This is a genomic window from Dyella jejuensis, from assembly GCF_044904675.1.
Lineage (GTDB): Bacteria > Pseudomonadota > Gammaproteobacteria > Xanthomonadales > Rhodanobacteraceae > Dyella_B > Dyella_B jejuensis.
The window spans coordinates 175,596-199,131 of record NZ_JADIKJ010000005.1 but is presented as its reverse complement, the minus strand read 5'-3'; the positions used below and the strand labels follow the sequence as shown (position 1 = coordinate 199,131).

Annotated in this window: 19 protein-coding genes; 11 read left to right on the top strand and 8 right to left on the bottom strand. The window is 63.5% G+C overall.

Annotated elements, in window-relative coordinates:
• Positions 1–2 precede the first annotated feature (2 nt).
• From ISP15_RS06640 to ISP15_RS06615, 6 genes are all read left to right on the top strand, one after another.
• Complete coding sequence (locus ISP15_RS06640) at positions 3–257, top strand: hypothetical protein (RefSeq protein ID WP_404546336.1); 255 nt, start codon at positions 3–5, stop codon at positions 255–257.
• A gap of 155 nt (positions 258–412) precedes the next feature.
• On the top strand, positions 413–3,082 hold the full coding sequence (mgtA, locus tag ISP15_RS06635; RefSeq protein ID WP_404546334.1) for a magnesium-translocating P-type ATPase: 2,670 nt from the start codon (positions 413–415) through the stop codon (positions 3,080–3,082).
• 175 nt (positions 3,083–3,257) lie between these two features.
• Positions 3,258–4,931, top strand: coding sequence for a Na/Pi cotransporter family protein (locus tag ISP15_RS06630; RefSeq protein WP_404546332.1), 1,674 nt, complete (start codon positions 3,258–3,260; stop codon positions 4,929–4,931).
• Between the two features lie 237 nt (positions 4,932–5,168).
• Entirely contained in the window at positions 5,169–6,293 is a 1,125-nt protein-coding gene (locus ISP15_RS06625) for an efflux RND transporter periplasmic adaptor subunit (protein WP_404546330.1), read from the top strand.
• On the top strand, positions 6,286–9,381 hold the full coding sequence (locus ISP15_RS06620; RefSeq protein ID WP_404546328.1) for an efflux RND transporter permease subunit: 3,096 nt from the start codon (positions 6,286–6,288) through the stop codon (positions 9,379–9,381). Before ISP15_RS06625 ends, ISP15_RS06620 begins: the two co-directional genes overlap by 8 nt.
• 2 nt (positions 9,382–9,383) lie before the next feature.
• Positions 9,384–10,895: an efflux transporter outer membrane subunit gene (locus ISP15_RS06615; RefSeq protein ID WP_404546326.1), complete on the top strand. Its 1,512-nt coding sequence runs from the start codon at positions 9,384–9,386 to the stop codon at positions 10,893–10,895.
• 32 nt (positions 10,896–10,927) lie between these two features.
• On the opposite strand, the gene ISP15_RS06610 is transcribed toward ISP15_RS06615, so the two are convergent.
• Positions 10,928–12,436 carry a hypothetical protein gene (locus tag ISP15_RS06610; RefSeq protein WP_404546324.1) on the bottom strand — a complete coding sequence of 503 codons (1,509 nt, stop codon included), beginning with the start codon at positions 12,434–12,436 and terminating at the stop codon, positions 10,928–10,930.
• Positions 12,437–12,990: 554 nt separating this feature from the next.
• On the opposite strand from ISP15_RS06610, the gene ISP15_RS06605 reads away from it, so the two are divergent.
• Positions 12,991–13,752, top strand: a complete 762-nt coding sequence (locus ISP15_RS06605) for a bestrophin-like domain (RefSeq protein WP_404546323.1) — start codon at positions 12,991–12,993, stop codon at positions 13,750–13,752.
• Between the two features lie 54 nt (positions 13,753–13,806).
• Here the strand turns inward: ISP15_RS06605 and ISP15_RS06600 are convergent, their stop codons facing one another.
• The 5 genes from ISP15_RS06600 to rpsU form a co-directional block, all read right to left on the bottom strand.
• On the bottom strand, positions 13,807–14,424 hold the full coding sequence (locus ISP15_RS06600) for a DedA family protein (protein WP_404546321.1): 618 nt from the start codon (positions 14,422–14,424) through the stop codon (positions 13,807–13,809).
• Positions 14,425–14,465: 41 nt separating this feature from the next.
• Positions 14,466–16,202, bottom strand: coding sequence for a DNA primase (dnaG, locus tag ISP15_RS06595; RefSeq protein WP_404546319.1), 1,737 nt, complete (start codon positions 16,200–16,202; stop codon positions 14,466–14,468).
• A 117-nt stretch (positions 16,203–16,319) separates the two neighbouring features.
• Positions 16,320–16,490, bottom strand: a complete 171-nt coding sequence (locus ISP15_RS06590) for a DUF1328 domain-containing protein (RefSeq protein ID WP_404546317.1) — start codon at positions 16,488–16,490, stop codon at positions 16,320–16,322.
• 108 nt (positions 16,491–16,598) lie between these two features.
• Positions 16,599–17,045 (bottom strand): GatB/YqeY domain-containing protein, encoded by a 447-nt coding sequence (locus ISP15_RS06585; protein WP_404546315.1) that lies wholly within the window; start codon positions 17,043–17,045, stop codon positions 16,599–16,601.
• Between the two features lie 158 nt (positions 17,046–17,203).
• On the bottom strand, positions 17,204–17,419 hold the full coding sequence (rpsU, locus tag ISP15_RS06580) for a 30S ribosomal protein S21 (protein ID WP_115477777.1): 216 nt from the start codon (positions 17,417–17,419) through the stop codon (positions 17,204–17,206).
• Between the two features lie 236 nt (positions 17,420–17,655).
• Here rpsU and tsaD point away from each other — a divergent pair, with 236 nt between their 5' ends.
• Genes tsaD through folK form a run of 3 tightly spaced genes read left to right on the top strand, consistent with a single transcriptional unit; the run spans position 17,656 to position 19,614 of the window.
• Entirely contained in the window at positions 17,656–18,699 is a 1,044-nt protein-coding gene (gene tsaD / locus ISP15_RS06575) for a tRNA (adenosine(37)-N6)-threonylcarbamoyltransferase complex transferase subunit TsaD (protein ID WP_404546312.1), read from the top strand.
• Between the two features lie 41 nt (positions 18,700–18,740).
• Positions 18,741–19,097 carry a dihydroneopterin aldolase gene (folB, locus tag ISP15_RS06570; RefSeq protein ID WP_404546310.1) on the top strand — a complete coding sequence of 119 codons (357 nt, stop codon included), beginning with the start codon at positions 18,741–18,743 and terminating at the stop codon, positions 19,095–19,097.
• Between the two features lie 13 nt (positions 19,098–19,110).
• Entirely contained in the window at positions 19,111–19,614 is a 504-nt protein-coding gene (gene folK / locus ISP15_RS06565) for a 2-amino-4-hydroxy-6-hydroxymethyldihydropteridine diphosphokinase (protein WP_404546308.1), read from the top strand.
• A gap of 5 nt (positions 19,615–19,619) precedes the next feature.
• Here the strand turns inward: folK and ISP15_RS06560 are convergent, their stop codons facing one another.
• Positions 19,620–20,366: a pteridine reductase gene (locus tag ISP15_RS06560; RefSeq protein WP_404546306.1), complete on the bottom strand. Its 747-nt coding sequence runs from the start codon at positions 20,364–20,366 to the stop codon at positions 19,620–19,622.
• Between the two features lie 74 nt (positions 20,367–20,440).
• On the bottom strand, positions 20,441–21,112 hold the full coding sequence (locus tag ISP15_RS06555) for a hypothetical protein (protein WP_404546304.1): 672 nt from the start codon (positions 21,110–21,112) through the stop codon (positions 20,441–20,443).
• A gap of 182 nt (positions 21,113–21,294) precedes the next feature.
• Here ISP15_RS06555 and ISP15_RS06550 point away from each other — a divergent pair, with 182 nt between their 5' ends.
• The gene (locus tag ISP15_RS06550) at positions 21,295–23,517 is read left to right on the top strand and encodes a TonB-dependent receptor (RefSeq protein ID WP_404546302.1); all 2,223 of its coding nucleotides are present in this window, start codon (positions 21,295–21,297) and stop codon (positions 23,515–23,517) included.
• The last annotated feature ends 19 nt before the right edge of the window (positions 23,518–23,536 follow it).

Below are 23,536 nucleotides of genomic sequence, written 5' to 3'. Positions count from 1 at the left end.
CCATGAAGCTCCTTCGCGATTTCTTTCGTTTGCGCACCGCCAGCCGGCTTTCCGTGGCTGGACGCCGTAGTGGCGTGCGCGTTCCCCTTACCGTGACCGTTCCGCGGCCGCTCAGCCAGCCGGCCGGGCACCTCCCCATCGACACGCATGAGCCGGTCGAGGCCAGCCAGGATCGCGCCCCTTCGCGCTGGCACGACCATGCGTCGACGGAACCGCTGCGTACGTCCCGTCATCTTCAGCTGGTATCAAGTCACTGATGCGCCGTCGCGATCTGCGCAAGGGGTGGCCTCCGCCATGGCCGGCGTTCCGGCCGGGGCGGCATCGCCCTGGGCGCGGGTTGCCATAGCGGAAGCAAGTCGTTCCAGACGCTCGCCTCCGTGCCGCACGCACCACCTATCCACGGAAGCGAGACATGATCAAGCAATCTACCCGGGCTGTCGTCGCCAAGGCTGCCGGCAAGGCCGCGGCCGCCGCGCCCACGCGCGTGGCTGCGGCGCAGGATGCCTTCAAGGAAAACGAGGCTCTGTTGGCCAGCCTGGATACCAGCCATGCGGGCTTGAACGAAGAGCAGATCACCGATCGCCTCGCCCGCGATGGCATGAACGAGGTGTCGCACGAGAAGCCGCCGCATTGGTCGTTGCAGTTGCTGCGCGCGTTCAAGAATCCGTTCATCGTGGTGCTGCTGATCCTCGCGATCGTGCAGGTGTTCGTTACGCCGGATGACCTGTCCGGTCCGATCATCATCGCGGTGATGGTCGGTATCAGCGTGCTGCTCAGCTTCAGCCAGGAATACCGGTCCTCGCGGGCGGCCGAAAATCTCAAGGCCATGGTGCGCAACACCGCCACGGTCACGCGCCGTGCGTCGGATGGTCACAGCGAACGCATCGAAGTGCCGGTGGGCGAACTGGTGGTCGGCGATATCGTGCATTTGGCCGCCGGCGACATGGTGCCGGCGGACCTGCGCCTGCTCACCGCCAAGGACCTGTTCATCAGCCAGGCGATTCTCACCGGCGAATCGCTGCCGGTGGAAAAGGCCGGACCGGCGCAGGCACATGTGGTGGAAAGCGGCACGCATGGCGTGCAGCAGGGCAATCCGCTGGATTTGCCCACGGTCTGCTACATGGGCACCAACGTGGTGAGCGGCACCGCCGCGGCGGTCGCGGTGGCGACGGGTTCGCGCACCTATCTGGGCTCGTTGGCGCGCACGATCGTCGGCGAGCGCGTGCAGACCAGTTTCGATCGTGGCGTGCGCAGCGTCAGCTGGCTGCTGATCCGGTTCATGCTGGTGATGGTGCCGGTGGTGCTGGCGATCCAGTGGTACAAGCATGGCTTCCTTGAAGCCCTGCTGTTCGCGCTGTCGGTGGCGGTCGGCCTGACGCCGGAGATGCTGCCGCTGATCGTCACCGCCAATCTCGCCAAGGGCGCGATGGCGATGTCCAAGCGCAAGGTGGTGGTGAAGCGTCTCAACGCGATCCAGAACTTCGGCGCCATGGATGTGTTGTGCACCGACAAGACCGGCACGCTCACGCTCGACAAGATTGTGCTCGAGCGCCACCTCGATCTGGACGGCGAGGATTCGGAAGAGGCGCTTGCCTATGGCTACCTCAACAGCCACTTCCAGACCGGCCTGAAGAACCTGATGGACAAGGCGGTACTGGCGCACCGGGATCTGGAGCCGATCGTGGCGCGCTATCGCGTGGTGGACGAAATCCCGTTCGACTTCCAGCGCCGCCGCATGTCGGTGGTACTGGCCAATGGCGACGGCCAGCACCTGCTGGTGTGCAAGGGCGCGGTCGAGGAAATGCTCGCCATTGCCAGCACCGAGCGCTGCGGCGATGACATTGTGCCGATGACGGATGAGCGGCGCCGCGAGATCAAGGCGATGACGCGCCGCCTCAACGAAGACGGCCTGCGGGTGCTGGTGGTGGCGATCAAGCGGCAACCGCCGGGCAGCCGCACCTACGGGGTTGCCGACGAAACCGAGCTCACCGCGATCGGTTGCCTCGCTTTCCTCGATCCACCGAAAGATACGGCGGCCACCGCCATCGCCGCTTTGCATCACCACGGTGTCGAAGTGAAGGTGATCACCGGCGACAACGAAGCGGTCACGCGCAAGATCTGCCGCGAAGTCGGCCTGGACGTGGAGCATTCCGCGCAAGGGCGCGATATCGAGCCGCTGGATGACGCGGCGCTGGATGAAATGGTCAGGCGCACGACGGTATTCGCCAAAATGTCGCCGCTGCAGAAGGCGCGCGTAGTGAAGTCGCTGCAGCGCCAGGGTCACACCGTCGGCTTCCTGGGCGACGGTATCAACGACGCACCGGCGCTGCGCGAAGCGGACGTGGGTATTTCGGTAGATACCGCGACCGATATCGCCAAGGAATCGGCGGATATCATCCTGCTGGAAAAAAACCTGATGGTGCTGGAGGAGGGGGTGCTCGAAGGGCGCATCACTTTCGGCAACATCATGAAGTACATCAAGATGACGGCCAGTTCGAATTTCGGCAACGTGCTGAGCATGCTGGTGGCGAGCGTATTCCTGCCGTTCCTGCCGATGTTGCCGTTGCAGGTGCTGGTGCTGAACCTGCTGTATGACATTTCGCAGCTGTCGATTCCGTTCGACCGCATGGACGAGGAATACCTGCGCAAGCCGCGCAAGTGGGATGCCGGCGATATCGGCCGCTTCATGGTATGGATCGGTCCGGCCAGCTCGGTGTTCGATATCACCACCTTCCTGTTGCTGTGGTATGTGTTCGGCGCCAATGGTCCGGAGCACCAGGCGTTGTTCCAGTCCGGCTGGTTTATCGAAAGCCTGCTGACCCAGACCCTGGTGGTACACATGATCCGCACGCGCAAGATTCCGTTCCTGCAGAGCGTGGCGGCGGCGCCGGTATTGGCCTTGACCACGGCGATCATCATCATCGGCATGTTGATTCCGTTCTCGCACATCGGCACGAAGCTGGGCATGCTGGAATTGCCGGGCAGCTATTTCGGCTGGCTGGCCGCGACAGTGCTGGCGTATTGCGCGCTTACCCAGGTGGTGAAGGTGCTTTACACGCGCCGCTACGGCCGTTGGTTGTAACGCCTCGGGAGCGCATCCCCGCGAAAGCGGGGATGCTTGTCCATGGCGCATCGCGCAGTCCATTTTTTCCAGCTTTGGCCAAAACAACAGGCTTTCGCCTTCGCGGCGATGACGGGCCGGCGTTCGGCTCGCGGCCTGGCTTGCCTGCGGACTTCAATTTTCCAGGAGATATGCCATGAAAGGCACGTTCGTGTTATTCGACATTGCTGGCTATGTCGCCCTGCTGTTGTGGGGAACGCACATGGTCACCAGCGGCGTGCTGCGCGGCTACGGCAGTGCGCTGCGCCGCTCGCTCGGTCGTTTCCTCGGCCGGCGTCCGGCCGCGTTCCTGTTCGGCGTATGCATCACGGCGCTGCTGCAGAGCAGTACCGCCACCGGCATGATGGCGACTTCGTTCGCGGCCAACGGGTTCCTTGGCCTGGCGCCGGGGCTGACGGTGATGCTTGGCGCGAATGTCGGCACCACGCTGATCGTGCAGGTGATGTCGTTCGACATTGCATTGATTGCGCCGGTGCTGATCCTGTTCGGCACGGCCCTGCATCGCCGCAGCGACGACGTGCGCTATCAAAACCTCGGCCGCGTGGGCATTGGCCTTGGCTTGATGTTGCTCGCCTTGCATCTGCTGGTGCTCAGCATGGCTCCGATGGAAAACGCGCAATTGCTCAAGGAGGGCATGCAGGCGTTGTCGGATGAACCGGTGATGGCGGTGCTGGTGGCGGCATTGCTGACCTGGATGTGCCATTCCAGCGTGGCGGTCGTGCTGTTGATCGTGTCCCTGGCGACGGGCGGCGTGATCGATGCGCCCGGTGCGCTGGCCCTGGTGCTCGGCGCCAATCTCGGCGGTACGCTTCCTGCGTTGCTCGAAGCGCATACACCCATGGCGCGCCGTTTGCCGCTGGGCAATCTGCTGGTGCGCGCATGCGGCTGCCTGGTCTGCCTGCCACTCCTGCATCCGTTGGCGCACTGGCTGGCGCCGCTGGGTGCTTCGCCCGCGCGCATCGCGGTCAATTTCCACACCGTGTTCAATCTCGCGCTGGCGTTGATATTCATCTTTCCGGTGGAGCGCCTGGCGCGGTGGCTGGTGCGTTTGCTGCCCGAGCCGCCACGCCCCGCCGATCCGGGCATGCCGCTCTACCTGGACGATGCCGCGCTGGAAAGCGCTGGCGTGGCCCTGGTCAATGCCACGCGCGAATCCATGCGCATGGCCGACATGGTCGAAGGCATGCTCAAAGGCCTGGTCGAAGTATTCGGCAAGGACGATACCGCGCGCGCCGCCGCCATCGGCAAGATGGACCCATGGCTCGACCGGCTGGGCATCGCCATCCGCCAATATCTCGCCGATCTCGGCGGGGAAGCCTTGAACGAGGAGGATGGCGAACGCAGCCAGGAAATCCATGCGTTCGTGATCAACATCGAGCATATCGGCGACATCACCGCCAACAACCTGATGGAATTCGCCGCCAAGAAGGCCGAGCGCGGGCAAGATTTTTCGGCGGACGATATCCAGGATCTTGCGGCCATGCATGCGCAGGTGATGGAAAGCCTGCGCCTGGGCATCGCCGTCTTCATGCGCGGGGACCTGCGCGCGGCCCAGCAACTGGTGGAGCGCAAGGAATTGCTGTGGCGGTTGGAGAACGATGCTTCCGACCGGCACATCCGTGCCTTGCGCGAGCACCGCGATGGCGGCGGCGGTGATGTGTACCTGCGCATCCTGCGCGACCTCAAGCGCATTCATTCGCACCTGGCGGCGCTGGCTTACCTGCCGCTGGAGCGCGCCGGCATGTTGCAGGGACGGCTGGTTCGCGAACCGCTTGCGGAGATCACGCATGCCGCAGAAGGAGGTGCGTGAACTTGGACAGTCACACGCAAGCCGAAGCTCTCACCATTAGCCCGCCTTACTGATATCGCCGTCGCGCGCGCCCCTGCCCAGGGGTGACCGGCAGCGATGGCCGTAGGCGGCCAGACGCGGTCCGGGATGCGCCAGCGGTTGCCCGCAATCGCCAGTCTTCCCTTCACCGTATTGCAATAGCTCTGTGGCCTTGTGGGCAGGGATCCGTACCCGCGCGCCCGGCCGAAGGGAAAAACCATGTTCTTTTGCACTCACGTAGGATGGCGTTGGTCGGTTGCCGTGGCCGTGGCGCTTGCCCTGGCTGCCTGTTCGCATGGCGCTGATGATGCGGCCCAGGCGAAGCCTGCCGTTATCGAAGACCACGGCTTGTTGCGTGTGCCGGAGGGCTCGCCGCTGCGCAACGAACTTGTCGTGCAGGCGGTGCAGATGCACCAGGCACCGCACAGCATGACGTTCCCGGCCAGCATCGAGGCCGATCCCGCGCGCACCGCCACGATCTTGCCGCCGCTGACCGGAAAAGTGGTGGCGCTGAAAGTCGGCCTCGGCGATCACGTGACGCGCGGACAAGTGCTGGCCCTGATCGACTCGGGCGATTTCGCGCAAGCGTATGCCGACGTCGAGAAAGCGCGCGACGCGCTCGATCTGTCCAACAAGGCGCTGGCGCGCGCGCGGGGCGTGCAGGCAGCTGGCGGCGCCGCGGTCAAAGACCTGGAATCCGCGCAGAGCGGCTACCGCCAAGCCCTGGCGGAATTCAACCGTGCACAGGCGCGCCTCGTCTCGCTCGGTGGCACGTCCGGTCCGCAGGCGGCGCCATGGATGCAGGTTACGGCGCCGAGCAGCGGCTACGTGACCGCGCTGTCGATTGCGCCCGGCGCCTACGTCAACGATGCCAGCGCCGCGATGATGACGATATCCAATCTCGATACGGTGTGGATCACGGCCAGTGTGCCGGAGAGCGATGCCGGCATGATCGGCAAGGGCCAACAAGTCGATGCCACCCTTGCGGCTTATCCGGACCAGCTTTTCCATGGGGTGGTGAGCTTCGTCAGTCCGGTATTGCAGCCGGATACGCGACGCGACCTGGTGCGGATCGCCATCGCCAATCTTGATGGAAAGCTCAAGCCGAACATGTTTGCGAACGCACGCTTCGATATTCCGCAGCCGGCGCAGGTGTTCGTGCCCGAATCAGCGTTGTTGATGAACAACGACAGCACCAGCGTATTCGTCGAGATATCGCCGTGGACGTTCGAGCGCCGCACGGTGGAGCCCGGCTATGACGAAACGCAAGGCACGCGCATCCTGCACGGCTTGCGGCCGGGCGACCGCGTGATCGTGAAGGGCGGAGTGCTGCTTAATGATTAACGCGATCTTCCGCTTCTGCTTCGAGAAGCGCACGCTGTTTGTCGGCGTGTCGATCCTGGTCATCGGCTTGGGCTACTACTCCTGGACCCAGCTGGCGATCGAGGCTTATCCGGAACTGAGCGACGTCACCGCGCAGGTCACCACGCAGGTGCCCGGGCTTGCCGCCGAGGAAATCGAACAGCAGATCACCACGCCGCTGGAGCGCGGGCTGGCCGGCACGCCCGGACTGGTCGCCATGCGCTCCAGCAGCACGTTCGGGTTGTCGCTGATCACGCTGGTGTTCCAGGATGGCGCGGAAGATTACTGGGAACGCCAGCGCATCATGGAACGGGTGGCGCAGGTGACCTTGCCGCCGGGTGTCACGCCCGGCCTCGATCCGGTGTCCGGGCCGGCTGGCGAGGTTTATCGCTATACGCTCGAATCGACCAGCAAGAACCTGATGCAGCTATCGGAAATCCAGAACTGGACGGTGATACCCGCATTGGAACAAGTGCCAGGCGTGGCCAACGTCGACAACTTCGGCGGCTTCACCAAGGAATTCCAGCTCGAACTCGATCCGACGCAGCTATTGCATTACGGCGTCAGCGTGAGCCAGATCACCAATGCTATTTCGGCCAACACCGCCAATGCCGGCGGCGGGCGTATCACGCGCGGCGAGCAGTCCTACATCGTGCGCGGTATCGGCATGGTGCATTCGCTCCAGGACCTGGGCGACATCGTGGTCACGCAGAACAATGGGGTGCCGGTGCTGGTCAGCGAGCTGGGCAAGTTGCGCTATGGTCATCGGGTACGCGAAGGCATCCTGGGCAAGGACAACAATCCCGACACCATCGAAGGCATCGTCGACCTGTTGAAGTACCAGAATCCGTCGCGTGTGCTGGAAGGCATTCACGCCAAGGTGGCCGAGCTCAATAAACGGCTGGCGCTCCAGGATGTGCGCATCGTGCCGTACATCGATCGCGATGACCTGGTGAATGCGACCAAGGAAAAAGTCTTCCACACCGTGATGGAAGGCATCGGCCTGGTGTGCATCGTGTTGATCCTGTTCCTGGGCAGCCCGCGTTCCGCGCTGGTCGCCGCGGTGGCGATCCCGATGTCGCTGGTTACCGTGTTTATCCTGATGCAGTTCACGCATATGCCGGCGAACCTGTTTTCGCTCGGCGCGATCGATTTCGGCGTCATTGTCGACGGTACCATCGTGGTGACCGAGGCGATCCTGCGTCGCCGCGAGGAAAAGCCAGACGAGGTGGTCACCGAAGATGACGTGATGACGGTGACCGGCCATGTCGGACGTTCCATCTTCTTCGCCACCTTGATCATCATTACCGCGTATCTGCCGCTGTTTGCGTTCGAGCATGCCGAAGGCAAGCTGTTCCGTCCGATGGCTTTCACTGTCGGCTACGCCCTGTTGGCGGCATTGCTATGCACGGTGACGCTGACGCCTGGGCTGGCCTATGTCGCTTTGCGCAAGCCGCGCCGGATTTTCCACAACCGGCCGCTGGAAAAACTGCAGGCCGCGTATACGTCGAGTCTGGGCAAATTGACCCGCAGGTTGCCGCTGGCGTACACGGTGGCGGGCGTCGCGTTCTGCGGCGTGCTGCTGCTCGGCGCCACGGTGGGGCGCGAGTTCCTGCCCGACCTGGACGAGGGCGCGCTCTGGCTGCAGGTGCAGATGCCGCCGGGCCTGTCGCTGGACAAAGCCAGTGCCATGACGGCGCAGCTACGCAAGGCGGTGCGCGAGTTTCCGGAAGTCTCCTATGTCGTGACCCAGCTCGGACGCAACGACAGCGGCACCGATCCGTGGACGCCTTCGCACGTGGAAGCCGCAGTGGGCCTGAAGCCCTACAGCAGCTGGGCCAACGGCGAGACCAAGGCGCAGTTCCTGCGCAAGTTCAATGCACGCATGCAGCAGATGCCAGGCATGACGATCGGCGTGAGCCAGCCGATCATCGACGGCGAAAACGACATGATCGGCGGCGCCCACAGTCCGCTGGTGCTGCGCATCTATGGCGACGACTTGAAAGACATGCGGCGCATCGGCAACCAGATCGTCGCGGTGCTCAAGGGCGTGCGTGGCACGGCCGACGCATCGATCTTCCAGGAACCGCCGATTCCGCAATTGGCGATCACCGCTGATCGCGACGCGGCGGCGCGCTACGGCATCAACGTCGGCGACATCAGCGCCTTGATCCAGACGGCGATTGGCGGCGCGCCGATCACGCAGGTCTATGTGGGCGATCGCATCTACAACGTTACCGCGCGCGTATCCAATGACGTGGCCAACAGCTTGCAAGCCATTGGCGAATTGCCATTGACCTCCGCCAGCGGCGCGCAGGTGCCGCTCAAGCAGATCGCGCAAATCCGGCTGCAAACGGGCGAAAGCACGATTTCGCATGAGCAGGGCCAGCGCGAACTGACCATTCGCATCGACAATCGCGACCGGGCCTTGTCGGCGTACCTGGCCGATGCGCAGCAGCAGATCGACCAGCAAGTGCATATCGATCCACAGGCTTACCGGCTGGAATGGGCCGGCAATTTCCAGAACGAGCAACGCGCGCAGGCGAGGTTGGTGGTGGTGATGGGATTGGTGCTGGCGATCATGGCGGTATTGCTGTTTGCCGAATTCGGCAAGCTGCATCAGGCGGTCCTGGTGCTCGCCGTGGTACCGCTGGCCGCGGTGGGCGGCCTGATATCGCTGCATGTGCGTGGCGAGACGTTGAACATCGCCACCGCGGTCGGTTTCATCGCGCTGTTCGGCGTGGCGGTGCAGAACGGCATCATCATGGTGTCTAACATCAATCGCGTGCGGCGCGAAGGTTTGTCGCTGTACGAAGCGGTGCTGGTCGGCGCGACCGAACGCTTCCGTCCGGTGCTGATGACCGCCACCGTAGCCAGTGTCGGCATGTTGCCTGCCGCGCTCGCCACCGGGATCGGCACGGACGTGCAGCGCGGGCTGGCGACCGTGGTGGTCGGCGGCTTGCCGATCGCCACCTTGCTCACCCTTTATATCCTGCCGAGCTTTTATTTCGGCATGGAAAATTTCATCCAGAAGCACTGGGGCCATGCGCCTTCGGCGGCGGAGATCTGAGCATGCGTGCCATCCCGTACATCGCATCGTGCCAGGCGATCCGCGCACTGCTCGCCGTGTGCATCGGCGCAGCACTTGCCAGCTGCGCAGTCGGTCCCGATTATCATCGGCCGGCTGCGCCGGACGTGCGGCGCTACGCGCCTGCGCCCGTCGATGGCACGGTGGCCGCGCCGGGCCCGGGTGGCCAGGCGCAACAGCTTGTGCACGACATGGACATTCCCGGCCAGTGGTGGACGCTGTTCCATTCCGGGCCATTGAATGCATTAGTCGAAGATGCGCTGAAAAACAATCCGGATCTGGCTGCCGCGCAACAGGCGCTGCAGGCGGCGCTGGAAAACGTGCGGGCGCAGCGGGGCGAATACCTTCCGCAGCTCAGCGCGAGCATCGATCCCACGCGCCAGCAGACCGGCAATGTGTTGTCCAGCGGCGTGGCGTCGAACAGCACGCTCTATAACTTGACCACCGCGCAATTGAGCATTTCCTACGTGCCCGACCTGTGGGGCGCCAATCGGCGACAGGTCGAATCATTGGTGGCGCAGGCCGATGCGCAGCGTTTCCAGTTGGAGGCGACCTATCTCACCTTGACCTCCAACCTGGTCAACGCCGCGGTAGGCGAAGCATCCTTGCGTGCGCAGATCGCGATGACGCAGGACATGATCGATAGCCAGTCGGCGATCCTGGATACCGATCGCAAGCAGCTTGCCCTGGGCGACATGGCGCAAGGCGATATCGCGGCACAGGAAGCCACCCTGGAGCAGGCACGCGCCAGCCTGCCGCCGCTGCAAAAACAGCTGGCACTGCAGCGCGACCTGCTTGCGGTACTCGCCGGGCGATCGCCGGACAAGGATGTGCCGGCCCGCTTTGCATTCGATACGCTGCATTTGCCGGAGCAATTGCCGGTGAGCCTGCCGGCGCGTCTGGTTGAACAGCGGCCGGATGTACGAATGGCCGACGCCAACCTGCATGCAGCCTGCGCGCAGGTTGGCGTGGCGTTCGCTGCGCGCCTGCCGAATATCAATATCACGGCCAACTGGGGCAGTGCGGCTGACCAGATGCACGAGCTGTTCGGCGCGGGCACCGGCTTCTGGAATCTCGGTGCCGCCATCACCACGCCGATCTTCAGCGGCGGCACGCTCAAGCATCGCCAGCGTGCCGCCGAAGCGATGTATCGCCAGGCGGCGGAGCAATATCGCAGCACGGTGATGTCCGCATTGCAGAATGTGGCCGATGCGCTGCACGCCGTGCAGTATGACGCCGATACCATGGCCGCCGCCGCCCGCGCCGGGCAAGCTGCCGCGCGCAGTCTTGCCATCGCCCGCCGCCAGTACGCGCTGGGCGATATCAGCCTGGTCGCTGTGCTCAACGCGCAGGTAATCGATCGGCAAGCCGAACTCAGCGTGATCCAGGCCCGCGCGGCACGTTATGCCGATACGGTCGCGCTGTTCCAGGCGCTCGGTGGCGGCTGGTGGAATCGCCGGGATGCTGCTGTGTCGACAGGACCCATGGCGCGGTAAAACCATTCCTTCCTGCCAGGAGCCGGATCAGGCTAGGGAACGGAAGTCTCCATCGGTCGATTGCGGCCCATGCGTTGGTGCGCACTGGCAAAGTGTCCGGCGGATAGCGCGGCAAGCAATGAAATATCCAATGCCATCGCCGTCGTGGCGATGATTTCCGCCAGGCGCGCCACTTTATGCCGCCCCGCACAGCCCATCAATTCCAGGCATTGGCGTTGCTGCGGCAGGCCGGTTCCGCCACCGACCGTGCCAATGAGCAGGCCGGGCATCGTGAGGTTGACATACACATCGCCAGCACTGGTACGGTCCATATAAAGTGCGGCAACGGATGCTTCATGCACGCTGGCCAGATCCTGGCCGGTGGCCGCGAAGATCGCCGCGATGGCATTGGCTATATTCAAGCTGCTCCCGACATTCCCCGCGACTTGATTGCAGGCGCACCAGTAGTGGTAGCTTGTCATCAGCCTGGATGGCTCCAATTTCAACACCTTCCGGATGACATCGGCTTTCAGCAGCGCTTCGGTGCTCACGCGCACGCCTCGGCTTTGCACGAAGCTGCGTGCGCTAAGGCGCTTGTCGTTGGCCAGTCCTGCCTCGATATAGAAATCTCTCAGCTCCAGCCCCTTCAAGGAACCTATGGCGGCAAGTATCCATTGGCATGCGCGTGCCGTGCATGCGGTAACCATGTTCTGGCCGGCGGCATCGGCCGTCCGATAAACAAAATGGAGATGAACGCGCCGGCCGAACAACTCTGGATCGATGGATATAAGCGTCGCATGCGCTGACTCCCGCCGGACTTGTTCGCGGATGGCCTCGATATGCGCTTGAATCCAATCTGCGAAGAAGATGGCTTCAGCCATCTGCGAGAACTCAAACGATGGGACGCGCATGACTCGCTGCCCGAGCGCTCGCGCGTAAGCGCCGCCCGAATGCGAAATGGCGTTGACTCCGCGGGTCGCCGAGGCGACCAGCGCTCCCTCGGTGGTCGCGAAAGGCACATATACCGCGTCCATGCCGCAGCTGCTGTTCAGCCATAACGGCCCGACGATACCAACCGGTAATTCAATCGTGCCGACAAAGGCCTCGATATTGTTCGCCAGCGATTCGGGCTGTATATCGGTTTGGGCGATCAGGTCCAGGGTTGCCCCTGTTGTCGCTCGTAGAAAGCCAATTCTCTCCCTCTGCGCGGCGGAACTATCCGAGTCTCTGCCCGGCAGCGGCGCGAAAGCGGGCGCGCTTGTATTGGACATATCGGCATGCCGCCGTGAATGTGTCAGCAGTGCTTGCCATAGGGTGTCGTAATCGCCGCTGTTGACGATTTGGCCGAATAATTCGACATCGGCAGCGCCGCACCTGACCTGTTCGATCGTAAGCTTCACGCTGTCGCAAGTGAGCTGCTTGGCGATATAGACAGAAACCGTCAGCGACTGGCCCGCTTTCGGCACGTCGCACGGATCGCCGCGCCACGCAAAGCGCAAGCCATGGTGTCCATGCAAACAGGTCGGTACTGGCGACATATGAGGCATGTATGCAAGCGCCATGTCGTGTCCCGATTCATCCGTGTGCGCGCCACTCGAAAACTCCGCTAAAGCGCTCATTGCGTTACCTCGCACGTGTTATGCGCCCCATCAACGATGTGTGGCGAGCTTTTGTGTGTCGCGGCAGATCCCTGGTGTATGCGTATATGCATCGAGTCGTTTAACCGTCGTGACGGCGGCATGCGGGTTGCTTAACCGCATCTGGTCAGGTTAAGTGCGCACGGCGGCGGGAAGCCGATAGCGCATGGGTTCTATCGGCTCGTTCCGGCATGCGATGCTTGATGCCGCATGTCGTGGCATGCGTCTGGATGACCCGCAGATACGTTCCTGCTTCATGCGCAGATGATCCGCGGGTATAGAGGCTGCCGGCTGACGCAATCGCCAGGGTGGCGTTGGAATTGGCAGGATAGCCGCGTTGCCGGCGTCTTCATCCAGATGATCGCCGGTCCGCGCACGGATGCATGGACGGCGCCCCATCGGTAAAGTGCGAAAACAACCCGGGACGCCGCCGCGCACTATGACGGCCATGCATTGAACCTTCGCAAAGGGGGAAGGCGATGTACTTGCTTGATCATCCGCTGGTGCTGTTCTTCGTTACTTGCCTGGCGTTGTTGCTGGCGCACGAACTTGGCTTTTGCCTGCGCGGGCTGGCCAAGGACCGCGACAGCAAGGAATGGGAAAAGCAAGTCCACGAAACGCGCAACCAGATCGCCCTCTTGCTCAGCCTGTTGCTGGGCTTCGCCATGTCGATGGCAGTAAGCCGCTTCGATGAGCGCAAGAAGCTGGTGGTCGACGAAGCCAACGCGATCGGCACCGTTTACTTGCGCGCCACCATGCAGGCTGAACCGATCAGGAGCCGCGCGCCAGCGTTGCTAAGCGCCTACGTCGATGCACGCATTGCCATTTTCGACAAGAACGATGAGGAGCGTGAGCGGCAGGATGCCGTCGAAGATTCGCGGCGGATACAGGATGCGTTGTGGGCCGGCGCGGTGACTGCGGCGCAACAGAGCCAGACGCCGATCGTGGCAATCTATGCCCAGGCCCTTAACGAGATGATCGACCTGGACAGCGAACGGGTGGCAGCCGTGCTCAATCGCATTCCCGCCGATATCTGGGCACTGTTGGCGTTGTTATCCGTGCTCACGTCGGTGGTCGTGGGCTACGGCCAGCGGCATCGTTCGATGCTGGCTACCTTCGTACCGGTGCTGATGGTGGCGATCGCGGTGAGCCTGATCGCCGACCTCGATACGCCGACCAGTGGATTCATCCGGATAGACCAGCAAAGCCTCAAGAGCCTGAGTGCGCAACTGCACACATAGCGGCGAGGTCGATGCTGCGATGGTGGCGGAGCGATGCCTTCGCTGCGGCGAAACTCAATGGCGTTGCCGCCTACGCCGCCGATGCCGCCACCACAGTGCGAGGGCGATCAAGAGCAACGCGCCGGCCAACATCCATAAGCTGCTTTGCCCGCGATGGATCCACGTTCCCAGCCATTCGCGCCGGTTCGCGCCGAAATAGCCGAGATAGACCCAGAGCGGCACGCTGATCAGCGCGGCCACGCCGTCGAGCAGCAGGAACCGCCAGAAGCTGACCCGATGCGTGGCGCCGGCGGTGATGTAGACCGCCGTGCGCATGCCCGGCAGGAAGCGCGCGAAGAACATCAGGCGGTTGCCGTAGCGCGCGAATTTTTCCTGCATTTTTGCGTAGCGGCGCGGCGGCATCAGCAAGGCGACCGGACGCCATTGCAAGATGCGCTCGCCATAATGATGACCGAGCAGGAACATGCCGGCATCGCCGGCCAGCACGCCGGCTAGGGTGACAGCGGCCATGACGTGCACGTTGGCGTAGCCGAGGCCGGCGATCACGCCGCCGGCAACCAGCGTGATGTCTTCGGGCAGCGGTACGCCCGCGCCGCACAGCAGCAGAGCGATAAACACGGCCATATAGCCGTGCTCGGCGAAGACGGCGATCAGGCGTTCAAGCAATTCCATCGACGATCCTTGTGCTTGGAATAAAAGTGGCGGGACGCCGGTCAGGAAGTGGCGGCGGGCGCGGGTGCGCGTGCTGCCAGCAGTTCCCGAAGTTCCGCTTTCTCGGCGCTATCCAGCACGCCATCACGGTTTTTCTTGACCAGCGCGTCGCGCCGCTGGTCGATGACCTGCTGTTCCATGCGCGCGAGGGCGTCGAAAAATTCGATGCGTTGTATTTCCGGTTCGCCGACCACGGTGGCAGCCATGAGCTTTTGCAGGGCGGCGTGTTCGGGGCGTTCGGCGAAATGTTCCACCAGCATGGCCGGGTTGATGCCCGGACGGGCGCGCGCCGTGTCCAGCAATTCGGCCAGCAGGTCGACGCCGGGCTTGGCCAGGCGCAGGAAACCATAGGGCTTGTCGACCTGGTCGGCCAGGCCGGGCTGCGCCAGCAGCAGCGCAATGGCACTGCGTACCAGCGAGCGTTGCACGGCAACCGGTCTTTGCACGGCGCGCCGTGCGGATGGCTCGGCCTCCAGCACCGCGCGTGCGCCGCTGCGTTTTTCCAGTTCCTGCGCCATCAGGTCGCGGAACGCGCCATCGGGCAATCGTGCAATCAACGGGCGTGCGCGCTCAGCCAGCCGCGCGCGGCCGTCGAGGCTGGCCACGTCGACATCGCGGGCGAGTTCGCCGAAAAAATATTCCGATAGTGGCGTGGCTTCGCGCAGGCGTTTTTCGAATCCCTCTTTGCCTTCCTTGCGTACCAGCGTGTCCGGATCTTCGCCTTCGGGCAGGAACAGGAAATAGGCCTGGCGTCCATCGCGCAGGCGCGGCAACGCCGATTCAAGCGCCTTCCATGCCGCCGAACGGCCGGCGCGATCGCCATCGAAGCAGAACACCACATCCGGTGCGGCGCGAAACAGTACTTCGGTATGTTCGGGGGTGGTCGCGGTGCCGAGCGTGGCGACGGCGATCGGCAGGCCCGCCTGATGCAGCGCGATCACGTCCATATAGCCTTCCACCACCACGATGCGCGCGAGGCTGCTATTGGCCTGCTTGACCTGCCACAGCGCGAACAGCTCGCGGCCCTTGTGGAAGAGCGGGGTTTCCGGGGAATTGAGGTATTTGGGGCCTTGCTCCGATTGCAGGACCCTGCCGCCGAATGCGATGACGCGGCCGCGGCGATCCATGATCGGAAACATCAGCCGCTCGCGAAAGCGATCGTATTTGTTGCCGCGTTCGTTGTTGGCGACCATGCCCGCTTCGGTCAGCAGTTGCATGCGACGCTCGCTGCTGCCGAGGCTGCGGATCACGCCATCGAAGCCGGCCGGCGCCCAGCCGATGCGGAAGCGTGCGATGGTATCGGCGTCCAGTCCGCGCTTGCTGCAATAGGTCTTGGCTTCGGCGCTCCTGGGCAGCTCGCCTTCGTACCAGCGCGCGGCGGCGTCGAGCACGGCGTAGAGATCGGTCTTGTCTTCGCGCGGGGCGTTGTCGCGGGCTCCTTCGTAGGGCACTTTTAGGCCCACCGCTTGCGCCAGTTCCTCCACGGCGTCTGGAAATTCCAGGCGCTCGTAATCCATCAGGAACTTGATCGCGCTGCCATGCGCGCCGCAACCGAAGCAATGGAAGAACTGCTTGGCCGGGCTGACGTAGAACGACGGTGTGCGCTCGTTGTGGAATGGACAGCAGGCGGTCCATTCGCGCCCGGCCTTCTTCAACGGCACGCGCCGCTCGATCACGTCGACGATGTCGACGCGAGCAAGCAGCTCGTCGATGAAGCTATCGGGGATGCGGCCGCGCATAGTCTGGCTAGTCTAGGGCCTGTTCGACTATTCGCGTAACGCTAACCCGGCACGGGTTACGCGATAGCGTGACCGGGCCCTGGCCACGCACTGCCGCACGCGGGTTTGCGCAAGGCGCTAAAGAACGTGGATCAGCCCGATCACGGCCAGGATGGCGATCAGGAAGATGATCACGAAAATGGCGAACAGGACTTTCGCGATGGTGGCGGCGACGCCGGAAAGCGTGCCGAAGCCCAGCCAGCCGGAAATCAGCGAGACGATGGCAAAGATGATGGCCCACTTGAGCATGCTGTTCTCCTTGAGAGCGTCCTGCGGTGAACGAATCTAAGCCTTGCGGGTGTGAAGATGGCGCCACGGCATGCAAGGGGGGGCGTGCAAGGGAAGCACCGGCGCCGGTCAACCGCCCAGGCGCGCCTTGATGCGTGCCGAGACCTGCGCCATGTCGGCGCGGCCGGCGGTCTTTTGCTTGACGACGGCGACCACCTTGCCCATGTCGCGCGGGCTGTTCGCGCCGATTTCGGCGATGGCGGCCACGATCAGCGCCTCGACCTCGGCATCGCTCATTTTGGCCGGCAGGTAGCCTTCGATCACGGCCATTTCGGCACGCTCCACCTCGGCCAGGTCATCGCGACCGGCCTGGCTGTACTGGCTGACCGAATCCTTGCGCTGCTTGAGCATTTTCTCCAGCGCGGCGATCACCTGGATATCGTCCAGTTCGATCCGCTCGTCCACTTCACGCTGCTTGATGGCGGCCAGGATCAGGCGGATCACGCCGAGGCGGTGCTTGTCGCCGCCGCGCATGGCGCTCTTCATATCCTCGGTGAGCTGTTGTTTCAGTGACATGCGTTGGCTCCTTCGGAAAGCACAAAGCCGACGTTGCGGGGCAACGTCGGCCAGTGCAAGTGCCTTGCTGGCAGCGGCTGCGAATGGACGCGCCGGCTGCGGGCCCTGGGTTCGGTACGGGCTGGCCCGGACCGGATCCGCCCGGAGGCGGGCAGGGCTCAGTACAGGCGAGTCTTGCGCGAAACGTCGCGCGACAGGCGGCGCAGGTGACGCTTCACGGCGGCGGCGCGCTTGCGCTTGCGTTCCTGGGTCGGCTTTTCGTAGAACTCCCGCTTGCGGGTTTCGGCGAGTACGCCGGCCTTTTCGCAGGTGCGCTTGAAGCGGCGCAGGGCGAGTTCGAACGGCTCGTTCTCGCGAACTTTTACGCTGGGCATGGAAACTCCGGGTAGTAAACGTGCCCGCAGAACCGGGCGAGCCGCAAAGTATACCCTCGACCGGATCGAGATTTCAAAGGCACGAGGACGAAATCTGGACGACGCTCGCGCAGCATTACGGATTATTTGTCATTTTCCGTCCGGATTTCCCCCGTTTCCCGTGCCGGCTTCCTGCCTTTACCGATACCATGCCGTGCCGCGATATCGCCTGTTTCCGACTTGTCTCCATGCCCGCTATGGCTAACCAGCGCCCGATCCTGGGCATCGAAACGTCCTGCGACGAAACCGGCGTGGCGTTGCTGCGCTGGGAACCGCGGGCGCCGGGGAACGGCTTGCTGGCGCACGCGCTGTACACGCAGATCAAACTGCATGCCGATTACGGCGGCGTAGTGCCGGAACTGGCCAGCCGCGATCACGTGCGCAAACTGCTGCCGTTGGTACGCGAAGCGCTGGCCCAGGCGGGACTGGCGCCGGCGGATCTGGGCGGCGTGGCCTACACGGCGGGCCCCGGGCTGGTCGGCGCCCTGCTGGTAGGGGCCGCCACCGGCCGCGCGCTGGCCTGGGCGCTGGGTGTGCCGGCCATCGGCATACACCATATGGAAGGGCATCTGCTGGCCCCGCTGCTGGAAGAAGATCCGCCCGAGCCGTCGTTCGTGGCCTTGCTGGTATCGGGTGGCCATTCGATGCTGGTGGAAGTGCAGGCGATCGGGCGTTATCGCATCCTGGGCGATACCCTGGACGATGCTGCTGGCGAGGCGTTCGACAAGACTGCCAAGCTGATGGGGTTGCCCTATCCCGGCGGTCCCGCGCTGGCGGCGCTGGCCGGCAGCGGCCGGCCCGGGGCGTTCCGTTTCTCCCGTCCGATGACCGATCGGCCAGGGCTCGATTTCAGTTTCTCCGGGCTCAAGACCCAGGTGCTGCTGGCCTGGCAGCAGTCCGACCGCAGCGAACAGACGCGCGCCGACATCGCGCGGGCCTTCGAGGAGGCGATCGTCGAGACGCTGCTGATCAAATGCCGGCGCGCTTTGGCCGCAACCGGGGCAAGCCGGCTGGTGATCGCCGGTGGCGTCGGCGCCAACCGGCGCCTGCGCGAAGAGCTGGCGGCCGCTGGCGCCAGGGATGGTTTCAAAACCTATTTTCCGCGATTGCAGTTTTGTACCGACAACGGTGCGATGATCGCACTGGCCGGCGCCATCCGGCTGGCCCATGGCCAGCACCAGGATCCATCGGTACAGGTATTCCCGCGCTGGGATCTGCAGACCCTGCCGCCAGCGGCCTGACCGCGTCGTTGCGCTTTTTACTTCTTGGCACACTTGGACACATGGATATCGTTTTCATTGAAGACCTGCGCGTCGATACCGTCATCGGCATCTACGATTGGGAGCGGCGCGTGCGACAGCGACTTTCGCTGGATGTCGAAATGGCCTTCGACAACACCGTGCCCGCCGCTACCGACGATATCGCCCACACGCTCAACTACAAGGATGTGTCCAAGCGGCTGATCGCCTACATCAGCGAATCCAACTATGGTCTGGTCGAGACGCTGGCCGAGGGATGCGCGAAGATCATCCGGGAAGAATTCGGCGTGGCCTGGGTGCGTTTGAAATTGTCCAAGCCGGGCGCGGTGCGCGGGGCCAAAGCCGTCGGCGTGATGATCGAACGCGGCACGCGGCCATAGGAGCATTTCAGCCATGGCGCGCGTCTATCTAAGCTTGGGCTCGAATGTCGAGCCACATCGTTACCTGTGCGACGCGCTGGATGAGCTGCGCGCGCGTTTCGGCCACCTTCAGGTATCGCCGGCCTATCGCAATGCGTCGGTAGGCTTCGACGGTGCCGAGTTCATCAATCTGGCCGTGGGCCTGGATACCGAGCTTGGACCGGTCGACCTGCACGTATGGCTGCATGCGCTGGAAGATCGCCACGGCCGGCGTCGCGACGTGCCGCGTTATTCCGATCGCACGCTCGACGTCGACATCGTGCTCTACGACGACCTGGTGATGCGCGGCCCGGCGCATCTGGATATCCCGCGCACGGAATTGAAGTATGCGTTCGTGCTCAAGCCGATGGCCGATATCGCGCCCGCGGTGCGCCATCCGGTCAGCGGCATCACCCTGGGCGAACTGTGGGCGGTTTTTCCGGTGGAGCGTGAACCGCTTACGCCGGTGACGCTGGTGCAACCGCCGACCGAGGCCTGATGCGTTCAGACCGAGACCGTACGCCCGCCATCGATCCGAAGGATCTGCCCGGTCACGAACGGCGCGTCGCGCAGCAGCCACAGCACTGCGCTGGCGACATCGCGGGGATCGCCGGCGCGCTTGAGCGGCGTGCGGGCCAGCAGCGCTTGCTGGTCTTCGTAAGGCTTGTTGTCGCTCGGCCATAACACCGCGCCGGGCGCAATGCCGTTGATGCGCACGTCCGGGCCGAGGTCCAGCGCCAGCGAACGGGTCATGCCGGCCAGCGCGGCTTTGGCCATGACATAGATGGGATGGCTGTCCAGCCCGCGCTCGGCGTAGATATCCACCATGTTGACGACGGCGCCGCGCGCCGCGCGCAGCGCGGGCAGTGCAGCCTGGGTAAGGAAGAACGGAGCCTGCGCATTGGAAGCGAACAGCTCGTTCCATTGCGCGAGCGTCGCGGTGCCCATGGGCGTGGGATAGAACGCCGACGCATTGTTGACCAGGGCATCCAGGCGGCCATAGCGCGCAAGCGTTGCCTCGACCAGCCGCGGCAAGCCTTCGGTATCGGCAAGGTCGGCCTGCAGCAGCAGCATGCTGCCGGCGCGTTGCGCGGTCAGTTCGGCGTTGAGCGCATCCGCTTCATCGGTCGAATGCCGGCAGTGCAGCGCGAGGTCATAACCCGCCGCATGCAGGGTGCGGGCGATCACGGCGCCGATACGCCTAGCGCCGCCCGTGATCAACGCGACCGGGCGTGGATGGGACGGACTCATGCAGCGGCTCCGCGCAGTAACCAAGACGCCGCGCAGCTTGACGCAAAGCCGGCGCGCCGTCATCCGGCGCAGCATCAATGTGTGCGCATGATCGCTTGCGAAGCGCTCGGCGCGGGCGTGTCGTCATCGGCCATGCCGATTTCGCTCTTCAGCATGGCGATCGTGGTGGCGGCAACCTGGCGCGTGTCGTAATAGGCGTAGCCACCGACGCCGATCGCGCCGATTACCGGCATCCAGCGCGAGAGTCCTTCACCTAGCGCGCGCTGGGTCACCTTGAGGCCGATCTGCTTGGCGATGCGTTCGATCACGCCGTAGGACAGGCGCCGGAAAATCAGCCGGTCGCCAAGGCGCACCACCAGATCGCGGAACGCTTGCGCGGACGTATGCCGGAACAGGCACCACAACATCTGTTCGCGGCCCAGTTCCGCGTGCCGGCCATAGGCGGCGGCGATATCGCTGACCAGTTGCGCCTGGATTTTCCAGATCGAAACCAGCTCCGGCAGGATCGTCAGCCAGCCCAGCGGACCGGGCGGCAGCGCCAGCGTGCCTGCCGTCAGGGCCGCGCGCTGGGCCGCGCGATTGGCCAGCCGGCGCGCCTCCATCTCCGGATCGAGATGGCTGTGGACCTTGCTGTCAGGAATCTGGCTGACGAAATCGAGAATCGCCTGGGCGACCCGGCTGCTCGATTCGTCCGGCTGGACCACCGCGGGGAGGTTGCGCGGTCCGATCGGATTGGGCTCGGTCATGCCGCGCTCCATGAGGTGGAACATCCGAGGATCATAGACCGGCCCGGTCGAGCCCTGATGAGGGCGGCATGAACTTGCGCATCGGCAGGCATGACTTCTGGGACGGTCGTTACGGCGTAAGGGAAATGTTATAACATTTCGCAACTGCCCGTCCCGATCCATGCTTGCCGGAACCCTTCTGCATGAAATTGACCCCGCTTGCCCTCGGCCTTGGCCTCGCGTTGTATGCCCTCGCCAGTCACGCCGCCGCGCCCAACATTCCTGTTGCTCCGCCAGTTTCCCCTGCCGTTTCGGCCAACGCCGCCACGCAGCAGCCCGCTGCCGATACCGATGGCGCCACGGCCAGCAATGACGATTCGGGCAATCGCCGCACAAAGGTAAAGCAGCTTGGCGCGGTGACGGTTTCCGCCGCGCTGGATGAGGCACGCAACAGTCTGTCGCCGGATACCGGCAGCAGCCAGTACGTGATCACCGCGCAAAACATCCAGGCATTGCCGCTGGGCGATGCCACGCCGATGAACCAGGTACTGCTGCAGGCGCCGGGCGTGGTGCAGGATTCCTATGGCCAGCTGCACGTGCGCGGCGATCACGCCAACCTGCAATACCGCATCAACGGCATCATGATTCCCGAGTCGATCTCCGGTTTCGGCCAGACCCTGGACGCACGCACCATCCAGAGCGTGAAGCTGCTCGATGGCGCGTTGCCGGCGCAGTATGGCGAACGCACCGCGGCGGTGGTGGACATCACCACCAAGAGTGGCGCGGATCTCGGCAACGGTGGCAGCGTGGGCATCACCGGCGGCTCGTTCGGCACCGTCAACCCCAACGCTTCGTTCTGGGGCAACAGCGGCAAGTGGAGTTACTTCTTCACCGCCAACTACCTGGAAAACAATATCGGCATCGAGAATCCGACCCCCAGCCGCGATCCGATCCACGACCACACCAACCAGGTCAAGGCCTTCGGCGACGTGTCCTACCTGATCGACAACGATACGCGCCTGAGCTTCATGTTCGGCATGACCAACAACCGCTTCCAGATTCCGAACAACCCGAACGCGGGCACGCCGCAGTTCGGTTATCTGGACGTGACCAACTTCAATGCCGCCAACCTCAACGAGCAGCAGGACGAGCAGACCCGTTTCGGCAATCTGGCACTGCAAGGCAAGTTCGGCGATACCAACTACCAGGTGTCGGTGGGACAGCGTTTCAGCGGCTTGCAGTATTACCCCGACGACATCGGCGACCTGATGTTCAACGGTGTCGCGGGACAGATCAACCAGGGCGACCGTGCGTCTACCTTGCAGGCCGATTTCGCGATGCCCTGGGGCGGCTCGCATACCTTGCGCTATGGCTTGTATGGCGAGTACGACCGCGCCTACACCAATACCAATTCGCTGGTTTTTCCGGCCAACCCGGATGGCAGCCAGGCGAGCACCGTGCCGTTCAACATCTTCACGGGCACCACGGTCACCGCCAAGACCTACGCGGCGTATCTGCAGGATGAGTGGGATATCAACGACAACTGGACGCTCAACTACGGCCTGCGCGGCGATCAATACACTGCGTTCCGCGAGGAGAGCCAGCTGAGCCCGCGCGTGGGCGTGGTATGGCAGGCTACCAGCAGCACGGCCTTGCATGCGGGCTACTCGCGCTATTTCACGCCACCGCAGACCGAGCTTATTTCCAACGAAGACATCGTGGCGTTCGCCAACACCACCAACGCGGTGAAGAATTACGGCAACAACACGCCGCTGGCGGAACGCTCGAATTATTTCGACGTGGGTATCTCGCAGAACATCGGTTCGGATTGGACCGTGGGCCTGGATTCTTACTACCGCAGGGTGGATCGCTTGCAGGATGAAGGACAGTTTGGCACGGCGCTGGTGTATTCCACCTTCAACTACAAGTACGGCCGGGTACGCGGCGACGAATTCAGCCTGACCTACAACCATGGTCCGGTGTCGGCCTACTTCAACTTCGCGTACAACCGCGCCATGGGCAAGGACGTCATCACCAGCCAGTACAACTTCCAGCCGGACGAGCTGGCCTATATCGCCGACAACTACATCCACCTCGACCACGACCAGAAGCTCACCTCGTCCGGTGGCATGAACTACGCCATTACCGATACCACCAAGGTCGGCGCGGATTACATTTTCGGCAGCGGCCTGCGCGAAGATGGCTTGACGCCCAATGGCCTGTCGCTGCCGTACTACTTCCAGCTCAACCTCAACGTCTCCCACGATTTCAATTTCGACAGCTTTGGCAAGCTGCACACGCAGCTGGCGCTGATCAATGCGCTGGACCGCACGTATGAACTGCGCAGCGGTACCGGCGTTGGTGTCGGCGCACCGCAATATGGGCCGCGGCGGGGTTTGTTCCTGACCTTGCAGAAAGATTTCTAAGCAAACGGCGTGCTTCGCA